Below are 16,616 nucleotides of genomic sequence, written 5' to 3' on the forward strand. Positions count from 1 at the left end.
GGCGTCTAAGATCCGCTGATGGCTCACGGTGCACCGACCTATCCACCAGTCCCCCGCAGCGCCCCGATGCCCCGGACGTGGTGGTGGTTTCTGATCCCACTCCTCACGTTCGGGTTCGGCACGTTCGTCATGGTTCTGGTCGGTGCCCTCAAGCTGAAGTCCAAGGCGAACCTCTACGCGGCCGTCACCTATCTGGTAGCCACCATCGCGTTCTTCTGCACGGTGGCGCTCACCTCGGACCCGAACGCCGACCCCAACGCATCCCCGTCGACCGCGTCCACCCTGCTGTCGCTCGGCTATCTCGTCGTCGTGTGGTTCGGCGGCACCGGTCACACCGCCGTCCTGCAGCACCTGGCGGGCAAGCTCGACGGCCCACCGGCCACCGGCCCCGCCGTCGTGCCGCACACCCCGGACTCGGCGGTCGCCGCGGCCGCCCGCCGGGCGGCGCGGCGTCAGGAGGCGCGGAACCTGCTGATCAGCAATCCGACCATGGCGTGGGAGCTGCGGATCGGTCGCCCGGACATCGCGGGGCGGCAGTACGACGACGGTGGCCTGGTGGACGTCAACAACGTGCCGGCGAACTGGCTCGCTTTCGCGCTGCAGATCCCGCAGGAGCTGGCGGACGAGATCGTCGCGGCGCGATCCGCCCGGGCGGGCGGATTCTCGTCGGCGGAGGAGCTCATCGTCTACTGCGACCACGTGACGCCCGAGATGCTGACGATGATCAAGGACCTGCTGGTGTTCCGGCCGCTGTGACGGGCGGCTACCTCCGTACGACGATGGAGTTCGCCATCCTGTCGTGCAGGGTTTGCCGACCGCTGCCGAAGACCATCAGCGAATCGACGAAGAAGTAGATCCCGCCCGACACCACTGTGGCGAAATACCCGACGACACCCTTGAAGACGAGTTCGCGTAGCGCCGTCCGCGACCAGTCGAGCGGCTGGCCGGTGTGCGCGTCGGCAGCGACCTGGCCGAGGATCTGCCGGGCCGGCGTCTGACCGTTCCGGAAGGTCACCAGCGCCCAGGCCAGCCATCCGATCCCGGCAGTGAACATGACCAGCACCAGTTCGAGCAGAAACGCGGCAAGCCGGCCGCCCGCGCTGACCAGGCGTGGAGCCCGCCCCGGCTGCTGCGGCCAGCCGGGCAGCGGGGAGCCCGAGGTGGGCAGGTCCCCCGAGGGCACACCGAGCTGATGCTCCACCGAGACGCGGAGATCCCAGGCCGCGGCGTGCAGGCTGCCGGGTACCGGCAACCCGAGGTCGGGAGCGGTGCCGGTGTACGGCGGTGGGGTCGCCGGGCCGGAGGTGTGCGGAGGCTGAGGCGCCGGTGAGCCGCCGGGAGCCGGATATGTCATGTGCTGAGCTCTTCTCGCTGATCATGAAACGTGCAAGAAGGAGAAGGTACTTCCTGCCCAGCATGATCAAAAGATCCGCGCAGCCGGTACTGCCAGGAGATCCGGAACGAGCTCCGCGGTGGAGGCGATCACGCCGCAGCGGCTTTGGACGTGGCGTAGCGCGTCGGCGTGGTGCGCCGGACTGAAATCGGCCACGGCGTCGATCACGACGAAGGGCTGGATGCCTCGCATGAAGGCGTCCATGGCCGTTGCCAGCACGCCGATGTGGGCGTAGACGCCGGTGATGATCAGCTGATCACGACCGGACAGGATCTCGGCCAAGTCGGTGCCGGCGAAGGCGCTGTAGCGACGCTTGGTCAGCACCACGTCGTCCGGGCCGGGACGCAGCGCGTCGGTGATGGCGAGGGCCTGCGGGTCGGCGGGTGGGCCGTCGCCCCAGAAATCCTGGAGCAGCCCGCGCTCCTCGCGGGACTGGCCACCCGGCTGCGCCGAGAAGATCACCGGGATGCCGGTCCGGGCGGCGTGCTCACGCAGCGTCGCGACGTTGGCGGTGACCTTGGAGAGCAGCGCGTTGTCAGCGGTGCCGAACGGGGCCAGGAAGTAGTTCTGCATGTCGTGGACGAGCAGCGCCGCACGGGACGGCCGGACCTGCCAGTGGACCTTTCCGGCGGCCCGGGAGAAGCCGGTGGGCAGGTGGTAGGGGGTGATGCGGGGAAGCACGGATCAGCCTCTCTCAGGCGGTGGCGAGGTGTCGCAGAAGGGTGCGCAGCTCCCGGCGGCTCGTCTTGCCGACCCCGGTCACGGGGAACTGCTCGACCACCCGCAGGCGGTCAGGGATCTTGTAGGTGGCCAGGCCCCGGTCCCGCAGGTGGGCACGGATCTCGGCCGGCTTGGGTACCGGGTGCCCGGGCCTGACGACCACGAAGGCGCAACTGCGTTCACCCAGGTAGTCGTCGGGTATCCCGACCACGGCGGCGTCGTGCACGGCCGGATGGGTGAGTAGATGATCCTCGACCTCCTCGGCCGCGATCTTCTCGCCACCGCGGTTGATCTGGTCCTTGGCCCGGCCCTCGACGACCAGGTACCCGTCGCCGACCCGGCGGACCAGGTCGCCGGTGCGATAGAACCCGTCCGCCGTGAACGCGGTCCGATTGTGCTCGTCGGCGCGCCAATAACCCCGGATCGTGTACGGCCCGCGCGTCAGCAGATGACCGATGACGCCGTCCGGCACCGGGTTGTCGTCGTCGTCCACCACGACCACCTCGTCGTCCGGCGAGATCGGCCGTCCCTGCGTGTGCAGCACGACCTCGTCCGGGTCGTCCAGGCGGGTGTAGTTGACCAGGCCCTCGGCCATCCCGAACACCTGCTGCAACCGGCAGCCGAGGGTCGGCTCGACGCGTGCGGCGACCGAGTCGAGCAGCTTCGCCCCGCCGATCTGGATCACCTCCAGGCTCGTCAGCGGCGCGGTGGCGGCGTCCAGCCAGACCAGGGCGACCGGCGGGACGACCGCGGTGATCGTCACCTGCTCGGCCTCGATCAGCGGGAAGACCTTCGCCGGGTCCGGGGTGGTGGAAAGGACGACCTTGCCGCCGGCGTGCAGCACACCGAGGACGCCGGGGGAGGACATCGGGAAGTTGTGCGCGACCGGGAGGACCACGAGGTAGGAGCTCTGCGGGGTCAGACGGCAGATCCGGGCGCTCTCCCGGACGCTGTAGAGGTAGTCGTCGTGGGTCCTGGGGATCAGCTTCGGCAGGCCGGTGCTGCCGCCGGAGAGCTGGAGGAACGCCAGGTCGCCGGGCGCGGGACCGGCCGGCAGCGGACCGTCGTGATACAGGCTGCGCAACGGGACATGGTCGCCGGGGTCGCCCGCGATGATCGTCAAGCCGTCCCCGGCCAGGGTCCGATGGTCGAACCCGTCGTAGACGTCGGTCGTGATGAAGGCGGCGGCCGACGTGTGCGAGCGGAAGTAGCCGATCTCCGCGCTCCGGTGCGCCGGCAGGGCGAAGACCGGCACCGCCCCGATCCGGAACAGCGCGAAGATGACGTCGAAGAACTCCGCGACGTTGGGCAGCTGGACGACGACCCGGTCACCGCGCCCGATCCCCGCCCGGTGCAGGCCGGCGGCCAGGCGCATCGCGCGTTCCCGCAGCTCACGGTAGGTTATCCGGCGGTCCCGGTCGACGATCGCGAGCCGGTCGGGGAACGACGCGGCGCTCGCGGCCAGCAGATCGTCGAAGGTCTGCCCGATCCAGTAACCCTTCTCCCGATAACGCGCGGCGAACTCATCGGGCCACATCGGTCACTCCCAGGGCGGTCAGCATCGTGCCGAGCTTGGCGGTGGTCTCGGCCAGTTCGGCCTGCGGATCGGAGCCGGCCACGATGCCGGCCCCGGCGTACACGTCCAGACCGTCCGGCCCGGCGGTGGCGCAGCGGATCGTGACAGCCCATTCGCCGTCGCCGTCCGCATCGCTCCAGCCGACCATCCCGGCGAAGAAGCCGCGGTCGAACGGCTCCAGCTCGGCGATCGCCCGGCGCGCGGCCTCCGGTGGCGTGCCGCAGACCGCGGGCGTGGGATGCAGCGCGGCGGCCAGGGTCAGCGCGGAGACCGACGGGTCGGTGATCTCGCCGGTGATCCGCGAGCCGAGGTGCCACATCGTGGGCGTGGCGGTCAGTGCCGGCTCCGGCGGCACCCGCAGCTCACTGCAGAACCGCCGCAGCCCGTCGGCGACCGCCGCCCGGGCGAACGTGTGCTCGTGCAGGTCCTTCGCGGAGGCGAGGAGGGCGGTGGCCCGGCGGGCGTCCTCCGCCGGGTCGGTGCTGCGCGGGACGGATCCGGCCAGGGGATGGGCCACGACGGTACGGCCGTGCCGCGCCACCAGCAGCTCCGGACTGGCGCCGAGCAGAGTGCGACCGGCGCCCAGGTCGACACCGAAGGTGTAACCGCCGGCCCGGGCCAGCGCGCGAACCACCGGCGCCGCATCGAAGCCGGGGACGGTCAGGCGCAGCGCCCGGGCGAGCACGACCTTGGTGTACGTGCCCGCCTCGATGTCCGCGACCGCCCTGGTCACGGCGTTCACGTAGGCGTCGTCGGGAATCGGCGGCACGGCCCGGCGGGCGGTCGGGACTGTGGCAGTCGTGGTGATCGGGTCGGCCCGGTGCAGGCGCTCCGGCGCGACCAGCCGGGCCGGGTGGCTCGGGTCGAACGGGACGGCGCCGACGACGAACCGCTGCGTGCGCAGCAGGGACGCGGCCTCGGCGACGGTGGTGGCCTCGGCGCGGACGCCTTCGGCGAGCAGGGTGCCGCGCGGGGAGGCGAACACCGACGACGTGCCCGGCCGGTAGGCGGCGAGCAGGGCGGCGCCGTTCAGCGTGGAGCTGACGACGGACATGGATCTCCTTTGAAGCAGCTGCGATCGGGCGTGGGAACAGGCGTTTGACCGGCGCTGTGCTCAGGCGCGCAGGGTGGCGCCGCCGTCGACGTAGAGGTCGTGCATCGTGATGTGCCGGGCGCGCGGCGAGGCCAGGAAGAGCACGGCGTCGGCGATGTCCTCGGGCGCGGCGATCCGGCCGAGGGGGATGCCGGTCCGGAACGCGGCCGGGTCGCCCTCGATCACCGGCGCGGGGCCGGCCTCGGTCCAGAGCGCCCGCTGCATCGGGGTGTCGGTGGAACCGGGCGCGACCACGTTGCAGCGGATGCCGTAGGGCGCGAGTTCGAGGCCGAGCGACTTGGTGAACATGGTGCTGGCAGCCTTCGACGCGGCGTAGGCGGCCATCCCGGCGCGGGGGACGCCCGCGGCGTTCGACGACACCGTCACGATCACGCCGGAGCGGCGCGGGATCATCCGCCGGGCCACCGCGCGACTGGTGTGGAAGACACCCGTGGTGTTGACCGCGAAGATGTGCGCCCAATCGTCATCACTAAAGTCGACAATCTGGCCGGTGTGCAGCACGCCGGCGACGTTGACCAGCATGTCGATCGGCCCGAGGAGCCGTTCGGCATTCTCGGCGGCGGCCTCCATCTGCTCTGCCGACGTGACGTCGGCGACCTGCGGGAGGATGCCGCGACGCGTGCCGGCGAGTTCGTCGACGCGGTCACCGGTGCGGTCGGTGGCGGCCACCCGGACGCCCTCGGCGGCGAGCGCGCACGCGACCGCCCGGCCGATGCCCTGCCCGGCGCCGGTGACCAGCGCGACGCTTCCGGTCAGCCCGAAGCCGCTCACTTCTCGCTGGTCACGGCGGTGAGCTTGGCCCAGGCCGCGATCGTCGGCTCGTCCGCCAGATCCAGGAAGCCGATGTCGTGGCCGGCCTCACGCCAGCGCGTGGAGAGCATCAGGACGCGGATCGAGTCCAGCCCGCGATCGATCAAATTCTCGTCGTCGCCGAGATCGGCGGGGTCCTCCGCGAGGACCTCGGCGATGTCCGCACGCAGGCGGTCCTTGTCCAAGGGCACGGTCATGCCGTCGGCTCCGTTCGTGGTTAGGTGAGCCTAACCTAGCATCGGCCGACGCTCGAGCTGAACGTGGACAACATCACGCGCAAGATTGTGGACAATCCGCCGGGAGGAGAGGCGGTGTGCCGTTCTCCGGGTGGGCGGCGATGTGCCGCGGGTTTCTCGGGAAGGCGCGCTGGCGCCAGCGGGTTACGGTGTGAGCGTGGCGAACGCGGTGAGCGACACATTCCCCACCGAACGTATCGACATCGTCGGGCGTCGACCGGTCGCCTGGTGGCCTGTCGGTCTGATGGCGGCCGCCTCCACGCTGCTGCTCCTGATCACCGCGAGCCGGTACGACTACCACCGCGACGAGCTCTACTTCCGGATGCTCGGTGCCCATCCACAGTGGGGGTACGCCGACCAGCCGCCGTTCACCCCGCTCCTGGCCCGCCTCGGCATCGAGATCTTCGGGGACACGGTGTGGGCGATGCGGGTGCCGTTCGCGATCATTCTCGGTCTGACGGTACTGCTGACCGCGATGATCGCCCGGGAGGCCGGCGGCGGGCAGGCCGCCCAGTCGATCGCCGCGGCCGGTGTGTTCAGCGTCTTCCCGCTCACCACCGCGCACGTCGGTTCCACCGCCGCGCCCGACCTGCTGGTCTGGCTCGGCGTGATCTTCTTCGTGATGCGGGCGCTGCTCCACGGCCGGGAGTGGGCCTGGCTGGCGGCCGGCGTGACGGCCGGGCTCGGCCTCTACAACAAGCATCTCGTCGTGCTGCTGCTGGCCGCCCTCGCCGCCGGCCTGCTGATCGCCGGTCCCCGGCAGGTGTTCCGGTCCCGATGGCTCTGGGCCGGTGCCGCCGCTGCGGTGCTGGTCGGCCTGCCGAACCTGCTCTACCAGGTGGTCAACGGGTTCCCGCAGGCCGACATGGCGGCCGCCATCGCCGCGAACAAGGGCGACGAGTCGCGGATCCTGCTGCTCCCGTTCCAGTTCCTGCTGCTCATCCTGCCGCCGGTGTGGATGGCCGGCCTCGTCACGGCTTTCCGGGATCGGCGGCTGCGGTCCGTCGCGGTCGCCTACCCGATCCTGCTGATCCTCGTGCTGGTGACCGCGGGACAGCCGTACTATCCGCTCGGCCTGCTGACGGCGCTCTTCGCGATCGGGGCGGTGCCGGTCGAGCGGTGGATGGCCGGCCGGCGGTGGCGGGTGATCGCCGTCGGGGCGAGCGTTCCGGTCTTCGCCATGCTGTCGATCGTCTCGTCGCTCCCGGTCATTCCCGAGGACGATCTGCGCGGCAGCTTCGTCGCCTCCGCCAACCCGACGGTCGCCGACCAGATCGGCTGGCGGGACTACGTCTGGCAGATCGGTGCCGTCTACGCCGGGCTCTCCCCCACCGACCAGAGCCGGACGGTGCTGTTCACCGGCAACTACGGCGAGGCCGGAGCGCTCGACAGGTACGGGCGGTCGCTCGGTCTGCCGGACGTCTACAGCGGGCACAACGAGCTGCACAACTACGGCCCGCCGCCGGACGGGAAGACCGTGGCGCTCGCGGTGATGCAGACCCCGCCCCGGCAGTTCGGCGACTGCGTCGCCAAGGCGCGGCTGAGCAACGCGGCCGGTGTGGACAACGAGGAACTCGAGGTCCAGGTGTACGTCTGCCGGCTGATCGAGCCGTGGAGCAAGATCTGGCCGACAGTGCAGCACTACGACTGAGCCGTACGCCCGGTGGGGGCCACGCCTGTGTGTGGAATTGGGGTGCGGAGCGCGCCCGAACTTCACACGCTGAGGTGGGCCCGGGAGTGCGTGTGGAGTTGAGGTGCGGAGCGCGCCCGAACTTCACACGCTGGGGTGGGCCCGGGAGTGTGTGTGGAGTTGGGGGTGTGGAGCGCGCCCGAACTTCACACGCTGGGGGTCAGATCTGGCGGTCGCGGCCCGCGTAGACGCCGGCGATTATCTGGGGGATCGTCAGGACCAGCATCACCGCGAGCGGTGCCCGCCAGCCGTCGGTCGCGTCGTGCAGGGCGCCGATCACGAAAGGGCCCGGGATGGCGATCAGGTAACCGACACCCTGGGCGAACGCGGACAGCTTCACCACCGTGCCCGGGTTGGAGCCGCGCAGCGCGATCATCGTGAGCACCAGCGGGAACGCGGTGTTCGCCACGCCCAGCAGGACGGCGCACAGCCACGGCGCCGCGGTCGGTGACCAGAGCAGGCCGGCCCAGCCGGCGATGCCGAAGAGGCCGAGTACCAGTGCGATCATGCTTTGGCTGCGGATCCGGCCGGCCAGCGCGGAGAGGGCGAAGCCGAGCGGCACCCCGAGGAACGAGGTGGTCGCGAAGAGGAGGCCGGCCGTCCCCGCCGAGATCCCGGCGTCCCGGTAGATCTGCGGGAGCCAGCCGATGATCACGTAGGCGGCGGTGGACTGCATGCCGAAATACACGGCGAGCGCCCAGGCGACCGGGTGCCGGCTCACCCGTACCGGAATCGGGGTTTGATCCTGATGGCGGGTCTCGGTCCGGTCGCGGGCGAGCATCAGCCACGGCGGGAGCGCGACCACCGCGGCGAGGGCCCAGCAGGCCAGGCCGAGACGCCAGTCGTCGCCGAACGCGCCGGTCAGCGGGACGGTCGCGGCGGCGGCCGTGGTCGCGCCGATGTTCAGAGCGACCGTGTAGAGGCCGGTCACCGTGCCGACCTGCTCCGGGAAGCGATCCTTCACGACCGACGGCAGCAGCACGTTGACGAGGGCGATGCCGGCCAGGGCCACCGCGCTGAGCAGCAGGAACATCGCCGAGTCGACGGCGTAGGGCCGCACCGCGAGGCCGGCGGTGAGCAGCGCCAGGCCACCGAAGATCACGCGAGCGGCGCCGAAGCGCCGGGCCAGGCGGGGCGCCGCCAGGCCGATTGCGGCAAAACACACCACGGGTACGGACGTGAGCAGTCCCGCCACCGTTGTCGACATGCCGAGGCCGACCCGGAGCTCGGTCAGCACCGGCCCCACGCTGGTGACGGCGAGCCGCAGGTTCACCGCCGCCAGCAACAGCGCGGTCAGTAGAAACAGCCGGCCCTGGCGGCGTGAGGCCGCCTGCTTTTCCCGTAATGCCACGGAAACATAATGGCCCTGGTGAAGGGCCTGATGCGCGGCCAGGTGTGTACGGTCACATCGGCCGGCCGGTGCTTACACCGCCGCTTTTTCCTGGGCGCGCTCGGTCTCCTCGTTGAACTCCCGCTTGCTGGACTGCCAGCCGTCTTCGTTCATGCCGTCGCGCCAGTAACCCGAGATGGAGAGCTGGTCGAGCGTCATCCCGCGGTCCCGGCGGAGGTGGCCGCGGAGGTCACGGACGAAGTTCGCCTCGCCGTGCACGAACGCCTGCGCCCGGCCGTCCGGGAAGGCCGCGCCGCGCACCGCGGGGCAGAGCAGCGAGCCGGCCCGGCGCGTGCCGCGGTGCAGCCAGGTGATCTCGGCGTCCGCGGGGGTGGAGAGTTTCTGCTCCTCGTCCGGACCCTCGACCTCCAGGAACGCCCGCACCGGAGCGCCCTCGGGCATGCCCTCCAGGGCCGCCGCGATGGCCGGCAGGGCACTCTCGTCACCGGCGAGCAGGTGCCAGTCGGCGTCGGGGCTCGGCGCGTAACCCCCGCCGGGTCCCATGAACCGGAAGGGGTCGCCGGGCTTGGCGCGCGCCGCCCACGGGCCGGCGATGCCGCTGTCGCCGTGGACCACGAAGTCGACCCACATCTCGGGGATCTCGGGCAGCCACTTGCGCACCGTGTAGGTCCGGACCACCGGCCAGGTCTCGCGTGGCATGGTCTCGCGGATGACGCCCATCTCGAACGGCTCGGGATAGTCCACCCCGGGCTGCGGGAAGAGCACCTTGATGTAATGGTCGGTGAACTGCCCAGCCTCGATGCGGGTCAGAGCGTCACCACCGACCACCACGCGCACCATGTGCGGGGTCAGCTGCTCGACCCGGGTGACCACGCCCTGGTGGGCCGGTCGCGCTGGCCTGTTCGCCATACTTCACCTCACTGCCGGTGGGACGATCCCGCTCGGCAGGTAAGGCTACCCTTAATCTCGGCGATCTACCGCTCCACCTGCTGGTGATTGTGTGTTTTCCTCCCGGGCACACGAAAAGGTGGGCCGGGCGGCCCACCTTTCGCTGAGATGCGGGTGCTGGGGTGCTGGATCAGCGCCAGCTGTTGCGCGGGCGGTTGCGCATCAGCGCCGCCGCCACCAGGCCGACCAGCAGCAGAACCGCGCCGCCACCCACCCAGGCGATGTTGTTGGCGATCAGGCTGATCGGGCCGCTCTCCTGCGCCGCGGGCGGTTCCGCCTGCGTGCCGGTGTCGGCCGGGACGTACTCGATGTCGTCGGGGGCGCCGTCGTCGGCGGCTCCGGTCCCGTTCTCGTCCTCGGTCGTGACGCTCTCGGCCGACTTCGAGGCCTTCGGCTTGGCGGCCTTGGTGGTCGCCTTCGGGGCGGCCTCGGTCGTCTCCTCGGAGTCCGCCGTCTCGGTGGCCTCGGTGTCGCCGGCCTCCGTGTCGCCGCCCTCGGGCTCGGTCGTCGCGTCGTTGTCCTTCGTGCCCTGGTTCGCGTTCTCGTTCGACGAGTCGTCGTTGCCGGAGGCGTTACCGGAGCCGTTGCCTGCGCCGTCCGCGCTCACGTCGCCGTCGTCCCCGGAGCCGGTGGCCGTCGAGTTGGGGCGCGGCGTGGAGGTGGTCGTCTTCGGGGTCGCGGTGGCGGCCGGCTTGCTGGCGGCCGGCCTGGTGGCGGCCGGCTTCGACGGCTTCACGGTGCCGCTGTTGGTGTCGTTCCCACCGGTGTTACCGCCGCCGGCGTTGTTACCGCCGCCGCCGTTGTTCCCACCGCCGTTGTTCCCACCGCCGTTGTTCCCACCGCCGGTGTTGCCCCCGTTGCCGCCGCCGTTGTTGCCGCCGCCGTTGTTGTTCCCGCCCTCGCCGTCGTTGCCGCCCGCGGCGCGGACCGTGATCCGGACCGAGTCGAGCGCCGGCGTCTGGTTGGCGCGCTCCATCATCGGGATGCGGTGCGAGCCGTCACCGGCCCACGACGAGCACTGCGCGGTGCCCTCCTCCGGCAGCCCCGGCACCTGGATGGTCACGGTGTCCGGGTCGGCGCCACCCCGCCGGTCCTCGGTGGCGACGAAGAACGCCGGGACCGGCGCCGACTCGGGCGCCTCGTCGGTGCTGGTCAGCATCCGGCAGGCGGTGTGGAAGTGGCCGCGGACCAGGCCGTTCTGCAGGACGCTGCTCTCCACGTAGTAACCGCCCTGACCGGCCGCGAGGAACCTGTCGCGGATCAGGTTCCGGGTGCTCACCCGGAGCGTGAACGGCGTGGCCGGCTCGACGTTGCGGGGCGCCTCGGTGATCAGCAGCGTCGGGTTGTTCGCCGCCGCGCCCACTTCACCGAACTCGGTGGAGACGCACCGGTTGCCCTTCTGGAAGCCGTCGTGCGGTTCCAGGTCGCTGTCCACACAGGTGTCGGTCAGGATCGTGAGATTGTTGCCGACGACCTTGCCGGCGCCGCTCTCGCCGGCCCTGGTGCCCGGCGTGTCCTCGGCGTACGAGAACTGGGTGAATCCGATGACACCGCCGACCGCGGCAAGAACTGCTCCGGCGGCCAGAAGCCGGGTGCGTCGCATGACGAGACCTTCTTTTCCCCAAGTTCCCGGAATCGGGCGCCGGTGGCGGCGCCGACGCCCAGACGTTAAGAGCCGCTCTCACAGAAATCAATTCCGGGCAGAAACTTGAGCCATTCTTATGCCGAACTTAAAGAAAAAATATGGGTTCGACCTTGAACTCTCCGCATCCTCCGAACGGATGATGCCCCGAGTTCACGCGATCTTGCTGCTACGACGCTGAACTGGGAGGTTACAAGACCGCCCGGCAAGGCGGTAGTTCCTTAACGGGACCAGAGCCCGCGTGCCGAATATACGTCGTGAAGCACGTCGATGCGGTCGGTCATGATGCCGTCGACACCCATATCGAGCAGCGTATTCATCATTTCCGGATCGTCGATGGTCCAGATGTGCACGGCGAGACCGACCCGGTGCAGATAAGCGAGAAATCGCGGAGTGAGCACCTTTATCCGCCGGTGCCGTACCGGGATCTGCGCGGCCACCGCCGAGACCGGGGGCCGCAGCGGGATCCCGGCGGTCGCGGCGATCCGGAGCCGGGCCACCTCGCCCATGCCGAGCGAGGTGGCGACCCGGGGGCCGGCGAGCGCGCGGACCCGGGACAGCCGGCGGTCGCTGAACGAGGCGAGCAGGACCCGGTCGAGCGCGCCGGAGCGGCGGACCGCCTCGACGGCCGGCGCGACGACCGCGTCGGATTTCACGTCCACGTTGAACCGGATCTCCGGCCAGGCGTCGAGCACGTCGTCCAGCCGGGGCACCACGGCGGCGCCGCCGACCCGTACCGTCTCGAGGTCCGTCCAGGTCATCTCCGCGACCCGTCCGGTGCGCCCGGCGACCCGGTCCAGCCCTTGATCGTGGATCACCACCGGCACGCCGTCCGCCGTGGCGTGCACGTCGGTCTCCACGTACCGATAACCGAGTTCGATCGCCCGCTGGAAGGCCGCCGCGGTGTTCTCGTCGCCGTCCGCGGCGCCGCCGCGGTGCGCGAAGGCCAGCGGCCGCGGCGCGTCCAGGTACGGGTGATCCACGCGAGCAGTATGGCGGGCTTTGTTGCGCATAGGTAAAAGACTCATCGGCCCATTGACCAGTGCCACTCACGTGAAGATCCTGTGCGGGGAAAACATCCTGAGCGGGGAACACAGCGTCAGCTGAAAGGAGGTAGGCAGCGGTGAGATCGTGTGTGGCGCGGCGGAGCACCGTCAAGCGCCGTCATGTCACCCGGCGGTTCGGTGCCCGCCCGCGGAGCCGGCTGCGGATCACCCCGCGCTGGCCGCGTCTGCGCTGGTCCGCGCGGCCGTCCCAGACACACTGACCGATGCCGGGACCGAGGGTCGTCATCATCGGCGCGGGTATCGCCGGTTGCGCTCTCGCCGACGAGCTGACCGGTCGCGGCTGGACCGACGTCACGGTGCTGGAGCAGGGTCCGCTGTTCACCACCGGCGGATCCACCTCACACTCGGCCGGCGTGGTCTCGGCGATCAGCCCGTCCCGCACCCTGTCCCGGCTGGCTCGCTACACCGTGGAGAAGTACGCCGCGCTCGGCTGCTTCGCGGCGGTCGGCGGGCTGGAGCTGGCGGCCACACCGGAACGGCTCGCCGAGCTGCACCGGCGGTCCGGTTTCGGGCAGGCCGCCGGGATCGGCTCGGCGGTGCTCGACCCGGCCGCCTGCCGCGCGCTCTTCCCGCTGCTCGACCCCGGGCGGATCCTCGGCGGCCTGCACGTCCCGGCGGACGGCCTGGTCGAGCCGGTGAAGGCCGCGCAGGCGCAGGCCTCCCGGGCCGCCGCGCGCGGCGCCCGGTTCGTCGGCAACGAGCGGGTGGTCGCGGTTCTCCGGCAGGGCGCCCAGGTCTCCGGGGTGCGCACCGCGGACGCCGTGCACCCGGCCGACGTGGTGGTGAGCTGCGCGGGTTTCTGGGGCCCGGCGATCGGCGACCTGGCCGGCGTGCCGGTTCCGCTGCTGCCGATGGCCCACCAGTACGTCCGGACCACGTCGATGGCCGGCGGGATGACCGGTCTGCCGATCCTGCGGCACCCGGACCGGGGCCTCTACGCCCGTCCCTACGGCGACCGTCTCGGTATCGGTTCGTACCGGCACGAGCCGATCCCGGTGCGGCTCGAGGACCTGCCCGGCGACGCGCACCCGGCGATGCTGCCGTTCAGCTCGGACGCCTTCAAGAAGTCCTGGTCGGCCATGACCGAGCTGATCCCGGACCTGCAGCGGACCGCTCTGGAGGAGGCCTTCGACGGCGTGCTCGCGATGTCCGCCGACGGGTTCCCGCTGCTCGGCGAGTCGCGCGCGCTGCGCGGCTTCTGGGTGGCCGGGGCGATCTCGGTCGCCCACTCGGCCGGCGCGGCGAAGGCCCTGGCCGAGTGGCTCGTCGACGGCTACCCCAGCATCGACCTGCACGAGTGCGACCTCAACCGGTTTGACACGGCCCAGCTGTCGCCCGCCTACGTGCGCCGGCGCGCGATCCGTGGCTACGCCGAGACGACCGGCATCGCGCACCCGCACGACCCGCCGCCGGTGCGTAACCTGCGGCTCAGCCCGTTCCACCCGCGCCAGGCCGAGCTGGGCGCGGTGTTCGGCGAGGCGTGCGGCTGGGAGCGGCCCCTCTGGTACGCCGCCAACCCGCCCCCCGAGGAGATCCGGCCCCGCGACGACTGGTCGGCGCGGCACTGGTCGCCGATCGCCGAGACCGAGGCCCGGCAGACCCGCAGACGCGTCGCGCTCTTCGACCTGACCTGGCGGACGAGGATCGAGGTGACCGGTCCGGTCTCCTTCCTCGCCGCGCTGACCAGCGGCGACATCGACCAGCCGGTGGGCGCCGTGACGCACACCCTGCTGCTCGACCCGGCCGGCGGGATCCGCGGCGACCTGGTCGTGGCCCGGCTCGCGGCCGACCGGTTCCTGCTCGGCGCGGGCGGGCCGCTCGACCTCGACCTCCTGGCGCGGCAGGCGCCGCCGGGCGTCACGGTCCGGGACGTCACCGGCGGCACCTGCGGCGTCGGTCTCTGGGGGCCGCGCGCCCGGGAGCTGGCCGAACCGCTGTCGCTGACCGAGGGTGAGGGGTTCCTCGGCATGGTTCCGGTGACGGTGCTGCGGCTCTCCCCGGTGGGCGAGCCGGGCTGGGAGATCTACACCGAGGCGCAGTACGGGCTACGCCTCTGGGACACGCTCTGGGAGGCCGGGCGGGAGGCGGGGCTCGTCGCGGCGGGCTGGCTGGCGCACGACAGCCTGCGGATGGAACACGGGCGGCGGGTCTGTGGCATCGACATGACGTGCGAGGACGACCCGTACCAGGTGGGGCTGGAAGCCCTGGTGCGACCGGGCGCGCGGCCGGCGACGCTGCCGGACCGGCGCCTGGCCTGCCTGCGTCTCGCCGACACCGGGGACGTTCCGCTGGGCGGCGAGCCGGTGTACGCCGGCGGCTTCGCGGTGGGCCAGGTGACGAGCGCCGGGTACGGGTGGACGGTCGGCGCCCCGATCGCGTTCGCGTGGCTCCCGGCGGCCCTCTCCGTGCCGGGGACACAGGTGGAGGTCGGATACTTCGACCGCAGGCTTCTCGCCACCGTCGCCGCGGAGCCGCTCTACGAACCGGAGCAGGAGCGCCTCCGGCGCTGACCTGCGGCGCAAGACGAGGAGCACGGGCGTGCCCGCTTACGATGTGATCGTTGTCGGTCTCGGGGGCATGGGCAGTGCCACCGTCCACCACCTGGCGGCCCGCGGGCACCGGGTGCTCGGGCTGGAGCGGTTCGGGCCGGGGCACGACCGCGGCGCCAGCCATGGCGGTTCCCGGATCACCCGGCAGTCCTACTTCGAGGGGCCGGAGTACGTTCCGCTGCTGCTCCGGGCGTACGAGCTGTGGGAGCGGCTGGCCACCGACTCGGGCCAGGACGTGATCACGCTGACCGGCGGGGTGATGGTGGGCCGGCCGGACTCACGGACCGTCTCGGGCGCCCTGCGCAGCGCCCGGCAGTGGGGCCTGGAGCATGAGCTGCTCGACGCCGCCGAGCTGCGCCGCCGCTTCCCCACGATGACCCCGGCACCGGACGAGGTGGCGCTCTACGAGGCGAAAGCCGGGTTCGTCCGTCCCGAGCGGACCGTGCTGGCGCAACTCGACCTGGCCGCGAGGCACGGCGCCGACCTGCGGTTCCACGAGCCGATGGAGTCCTGGGAGCCGGACATCGGCGGCGGCGTGCGGGTGCGGACGGCCGCCGGGGAGTACACCGCCGGCCAGCTGGTGATCACGCCGGGACCGTGGGCGCCCCGGCTGCTCGCCGACCTGGGTGTGCCGGTGAACATCGAGCGTCAGGTTCAGCACTGGTTCCAGCCGCGCGGCGGCGTGACGCCGTTCCTCGCCGACCGGCATCCGGTCTACATCTGGGAGCCGGCCGAGGGCAGCCAGATGTACGGGTTCCCGGCGATCGACGGCCCGGACGGCGGCGCGAAGATCGCGTTCTTCCGGCGTGGTTCGCTCACCAGCCCGGAGGATCTGGACACCACTGTGCATCCGGACGAGGCCGCCGAGATGGCCCGGGGCGCGGGCCGGATCCTGCCGGATCTGCCGGGGTCGTGGCTGCGCGGCGAGCCCTGCCTCTACAGCACGACGCCCGACGAGCATTTCGTGATCAGCCGGCACCCCGGGCACGACGCGGTGACGGTGGCCTGCGGGTTCTCCGGGCACGGGTTCAAGTTCGTACCGGTGGTGGGTGAGATCGTCGCGGATCTGGCGACGACCGGGACCACCGGGCACGCGATCGGGCTCTTCGATCCGGCGCGGTTCGGGAAGGCATCCGCGTAACGCGACGGAAAACAAACGGGGGTAATTACCCCAGACTCGGACACACGACTCCTCGGTCTGCCCTACCTTAAGCCAGGTCTAACTCGGGCATACCGACTGAAATGGAGCATGTCGTGCGTTCGTCAAGACTCGCGCGGGGCGGCCTCCTGGCGTCCGCCCTGCTCTCCATACTTGCCGCAGCGAACGCAGGTGGAGCTCAGGCCGCCGACCAGACGATCAAGCCGATCGACGCCGGGCACACCGAGTCGCTGGCGCTCAACGGCACCGCGACCGTCGCCTCGGACCGCGGCCGCCACCGGCGGATCGAGTTGACCAACGGCAGCGCCGTCTACGACGGGACGGTTCACGCGCCGCTCTCCTGACCAGCCGACACCCCTGC

14 protein-coding genes and 1 pseudogene are annotated in these 16,616 nt (G+C 71.3%); 5 read left to right on the plus strand and 10 right to left on the minus strand.

Annotated features, from left to right (window positions below):
• Nucleotides 1-18: 18 nt before the first annotated feature.
• Complete coding sequence (locus tag AB0F72_RS01290; protein ID WP_360423212.1) at nucleotides 19-756, plus strand: hypothetical protein; 738 nt, start codon at nucleotides 19-21, stop codon at nucleotides 754-756.
• Between the two features lie 7 nt (nucleotides 757-763).
• Here the strand turns inward: AB0F72_RS01290 and AB0F72_RS01295 are convergent, their stop codons facing one another.
• The 6 genes from AB0F72_RS01295 to AB0F72_RS01320 all read right to left on the minus strand — a co-directional run bounded on the left by AB0F72_RS01295 (nucleotide 764) and on the right by AB0F72_RS01320 (nucleotide 5,810).
• Entirely contained in the window at nucleotides 764-1,354 is a 591-nt protein-coding gene (locus AB0F72_RS01295; protein ID WP_360423215.1) for an RDD family protein, read from the minus strand.
• Nucleotides 1,355-1,420: 66 nt separating this feature from the next.
• Nucleotides 1,421-2,074, minus strand: a complete 654-nt coding sequence (locus AB0F72_RS01300) for an isochorismatase family protein (protein WP_360423218.1) — start codon at nucleotides 2,072-2,074, stop codon at nucleotides 1,421-1,423.
• A 13-nt stretch (nucleotides 2,075-2,087) separates the two neighbouring features.
• Nucleotides 2,088-3,650, minus strand: a complete 1,563-nt coding sequence (locus AB0F72_RS01305; RefSeq protein ID WP_360423221.1) for a (2,3-dihydroxybenzoyl)adenylate synthase — start codon at nucleotides 3,648-3,650, stop codon at nucleotides 2,088-2,090.
• Nucleotides 3,637-4,743 carry an isochorismate synthase gene (locus tag AB0F72_RS01310; RefSeq protein ID WP_360423224.1) on the minus strand — a complete coding sequence of 369 codons (1,107 nt, stop codon included), beginning with the start codon at nucleotides 4,741-4,743 and terminating at the stop codon, nucleotides 3,637-3,639. The genes AB0F72_RS01305 and AB0F72_RS01310 overlap by 14 nt, the downstream gene beginning before the upstream one ends.
• A gap of 60 nt (nucleotides 4,744-4,803) precedes the next feature.
• Nucleotides 4,804-5,574, minus strand: coding sequence for a 2,3-dihydro-2,3-dihydroxybenzoate dehydrogenase (locus tag AB0F72_RS01315; protein WP_360423227.1), 771 nt, complete (start codon nucleotides 5,572-5,574; stop codon nucleotides 4,804-4,806).
• Nucleotides 5,571-5,810, minus strand: coding sequence for a phosphopantetheine-binding protein (locus tag AB0F72_RS01320; protein WP_360423230.1), 240 nt, complete (start codon nucleotides 5,808-5,810; stop codon nucleotides 5,571-5,573). Before AB0F72_RS01320 ends, AB0F72_RS01315 begins: the two co-directional genes overlap by 4 nt.
• Nucleotides 5,811-6,006: 196 nt before the next feature.
• Between AB0F72_RS01320 and AB0F72_RS01325 the strand changes: the two genes are divergently transcribed.
• Nucleotides 6,007-7,500, plus strand: a complete 1,494-nt coding sequence (locus AB0F72_RS01325) for a glycosyltransferase family 39 protein (RefSeq protein WP_360423232.1) — start codon at nucleotides 6,007-6,009, stop codon at nucleotides 7,498-7,500.
• 199 nt (nucleotides 7,501-7,699) lie between these two features.
• On the opposite strand, the gene AB0F72_RS01330 is transcribed toward AB0F72_RS01325, so the two are convergent.
• The 4 genes and pseudogenes from AB0F72_RS01330 to AB0F72_RS01345 form a co-directional block, all read right to left on the minus strand.
• The gene (locus tag AB0F72_RS01330; RefSeq protein WP_360423235.1) at nucleotides 7,700-8,890 is read right to left on the minus strand and encodes an MFS transporter; all 1,191 of its coding nucleotides are present in this window, start codon (nucleotides 8,888-8,890) and stop codon (nucleotides 7,700-7,702) included.
• A gap of 72 nt (nucleotides 8,891-8,962) precedes the next feature.
• Nucleotides 8,963-9,799: a siderophore-interacting protein gene (locus AB0F72_RS01335; RefSeq protein ID WP_360423238.1), complete on the minus strand. Its 837-nt coding sequence runs from the start codon at nucleotides 9,797-9,799 to the stop codon at nucleotides 8,963-8,965.
• A gap of 964 nt (nucleotides 9,800-10,763) precedes the next feature.
• A pseudogene (locus tag AB0F72_RS01340) lies at nucleotides 10,764-11,297 on the minus strand (Pecanex-like protein 1); the annotation flags it as partial.
• Between the two features lie 404 nt (nucleotides 11,298-11,701).
• The gene (locus AB0F72_RS01345) at nucleotides 11,702-12,508 is read right to left on the minus strand and encodes a glycerophosphodiester phosphodiesterase (protein WP_360423241.1); all 807 of its coding nucleotides are present in this window, start codon (nucleotides 12,506-12,508) and stop codon (nucleotides 11,702-11,704) included.
• A 242-nt stretch (nucleotides 12,509-12,750) separates the two neighbouring features.
• Here AB0F72_RS01345 and AB0F72_RS01350 point away from each other — a divergent pair, with 242 nt between their 5' ends.
• The 3 genes from AB0F72_RS01350 to AB0F72_RS01360 all read left to right on the plus strand — a co-directional run bounded on the left by AB0F72_RS01350 (nucleotide 12,751) and on the right by AB0F72_RS01360 (nucleotide 16,599).
• A complete protein-coding gene (locus AB0F72_RS01350) occupies nucleotides 12,751-15,057 on the plus strand; it encodes an FAD-dependent oxidoreductase (protein WP_360423244.1) in 2,307 nt (768 codons plus the stop codon).
• Between the two features lie 28 nt (nucleotides 15,058-15,085).
• Nucleotides 15,086-16,237 carry an N-methyl-L-tryptophan oxidase gene (gene solA, locus AB0F72_RS01355; protein ID WP_360423247.1) on the plus strand — a complete coding sequence of 384 codons (1,152 nt, stop codon included), beginning with the start codon at nucleotides 15,086-15,088 and terminating at the stop codon, nucleotides 16,235-16,237.
• Between the two features lie 113 nt (nucleotides 16,238-16,350).
• Nucleotides 16,351-16,599 carry a hypothetical protein gene (locus AB0F72_RS01360; RefSeq protein WP_360423250.1) on the plus strand — a complete coding sequence of 83 codons (249 nt, stop codon included), beginning with the start codon at nucleotides 16,351-16,353 and terminating at the stop codon, nucleotides 16,597-16,599.
• Nucleotides 16,600-16,616 lie beyond the last annotated feature (17 nt).

Origin of the sequence: Actinoplanes sp. NPDC023936 (assembly GCF_040639325.1) — a bacterium.
Classification (GTDB): domain Bacteria; phylum Actinomycetota; class Actinomycetes; order Mycobacteriales; family Micromonosporaceae; genus Actinoplanes.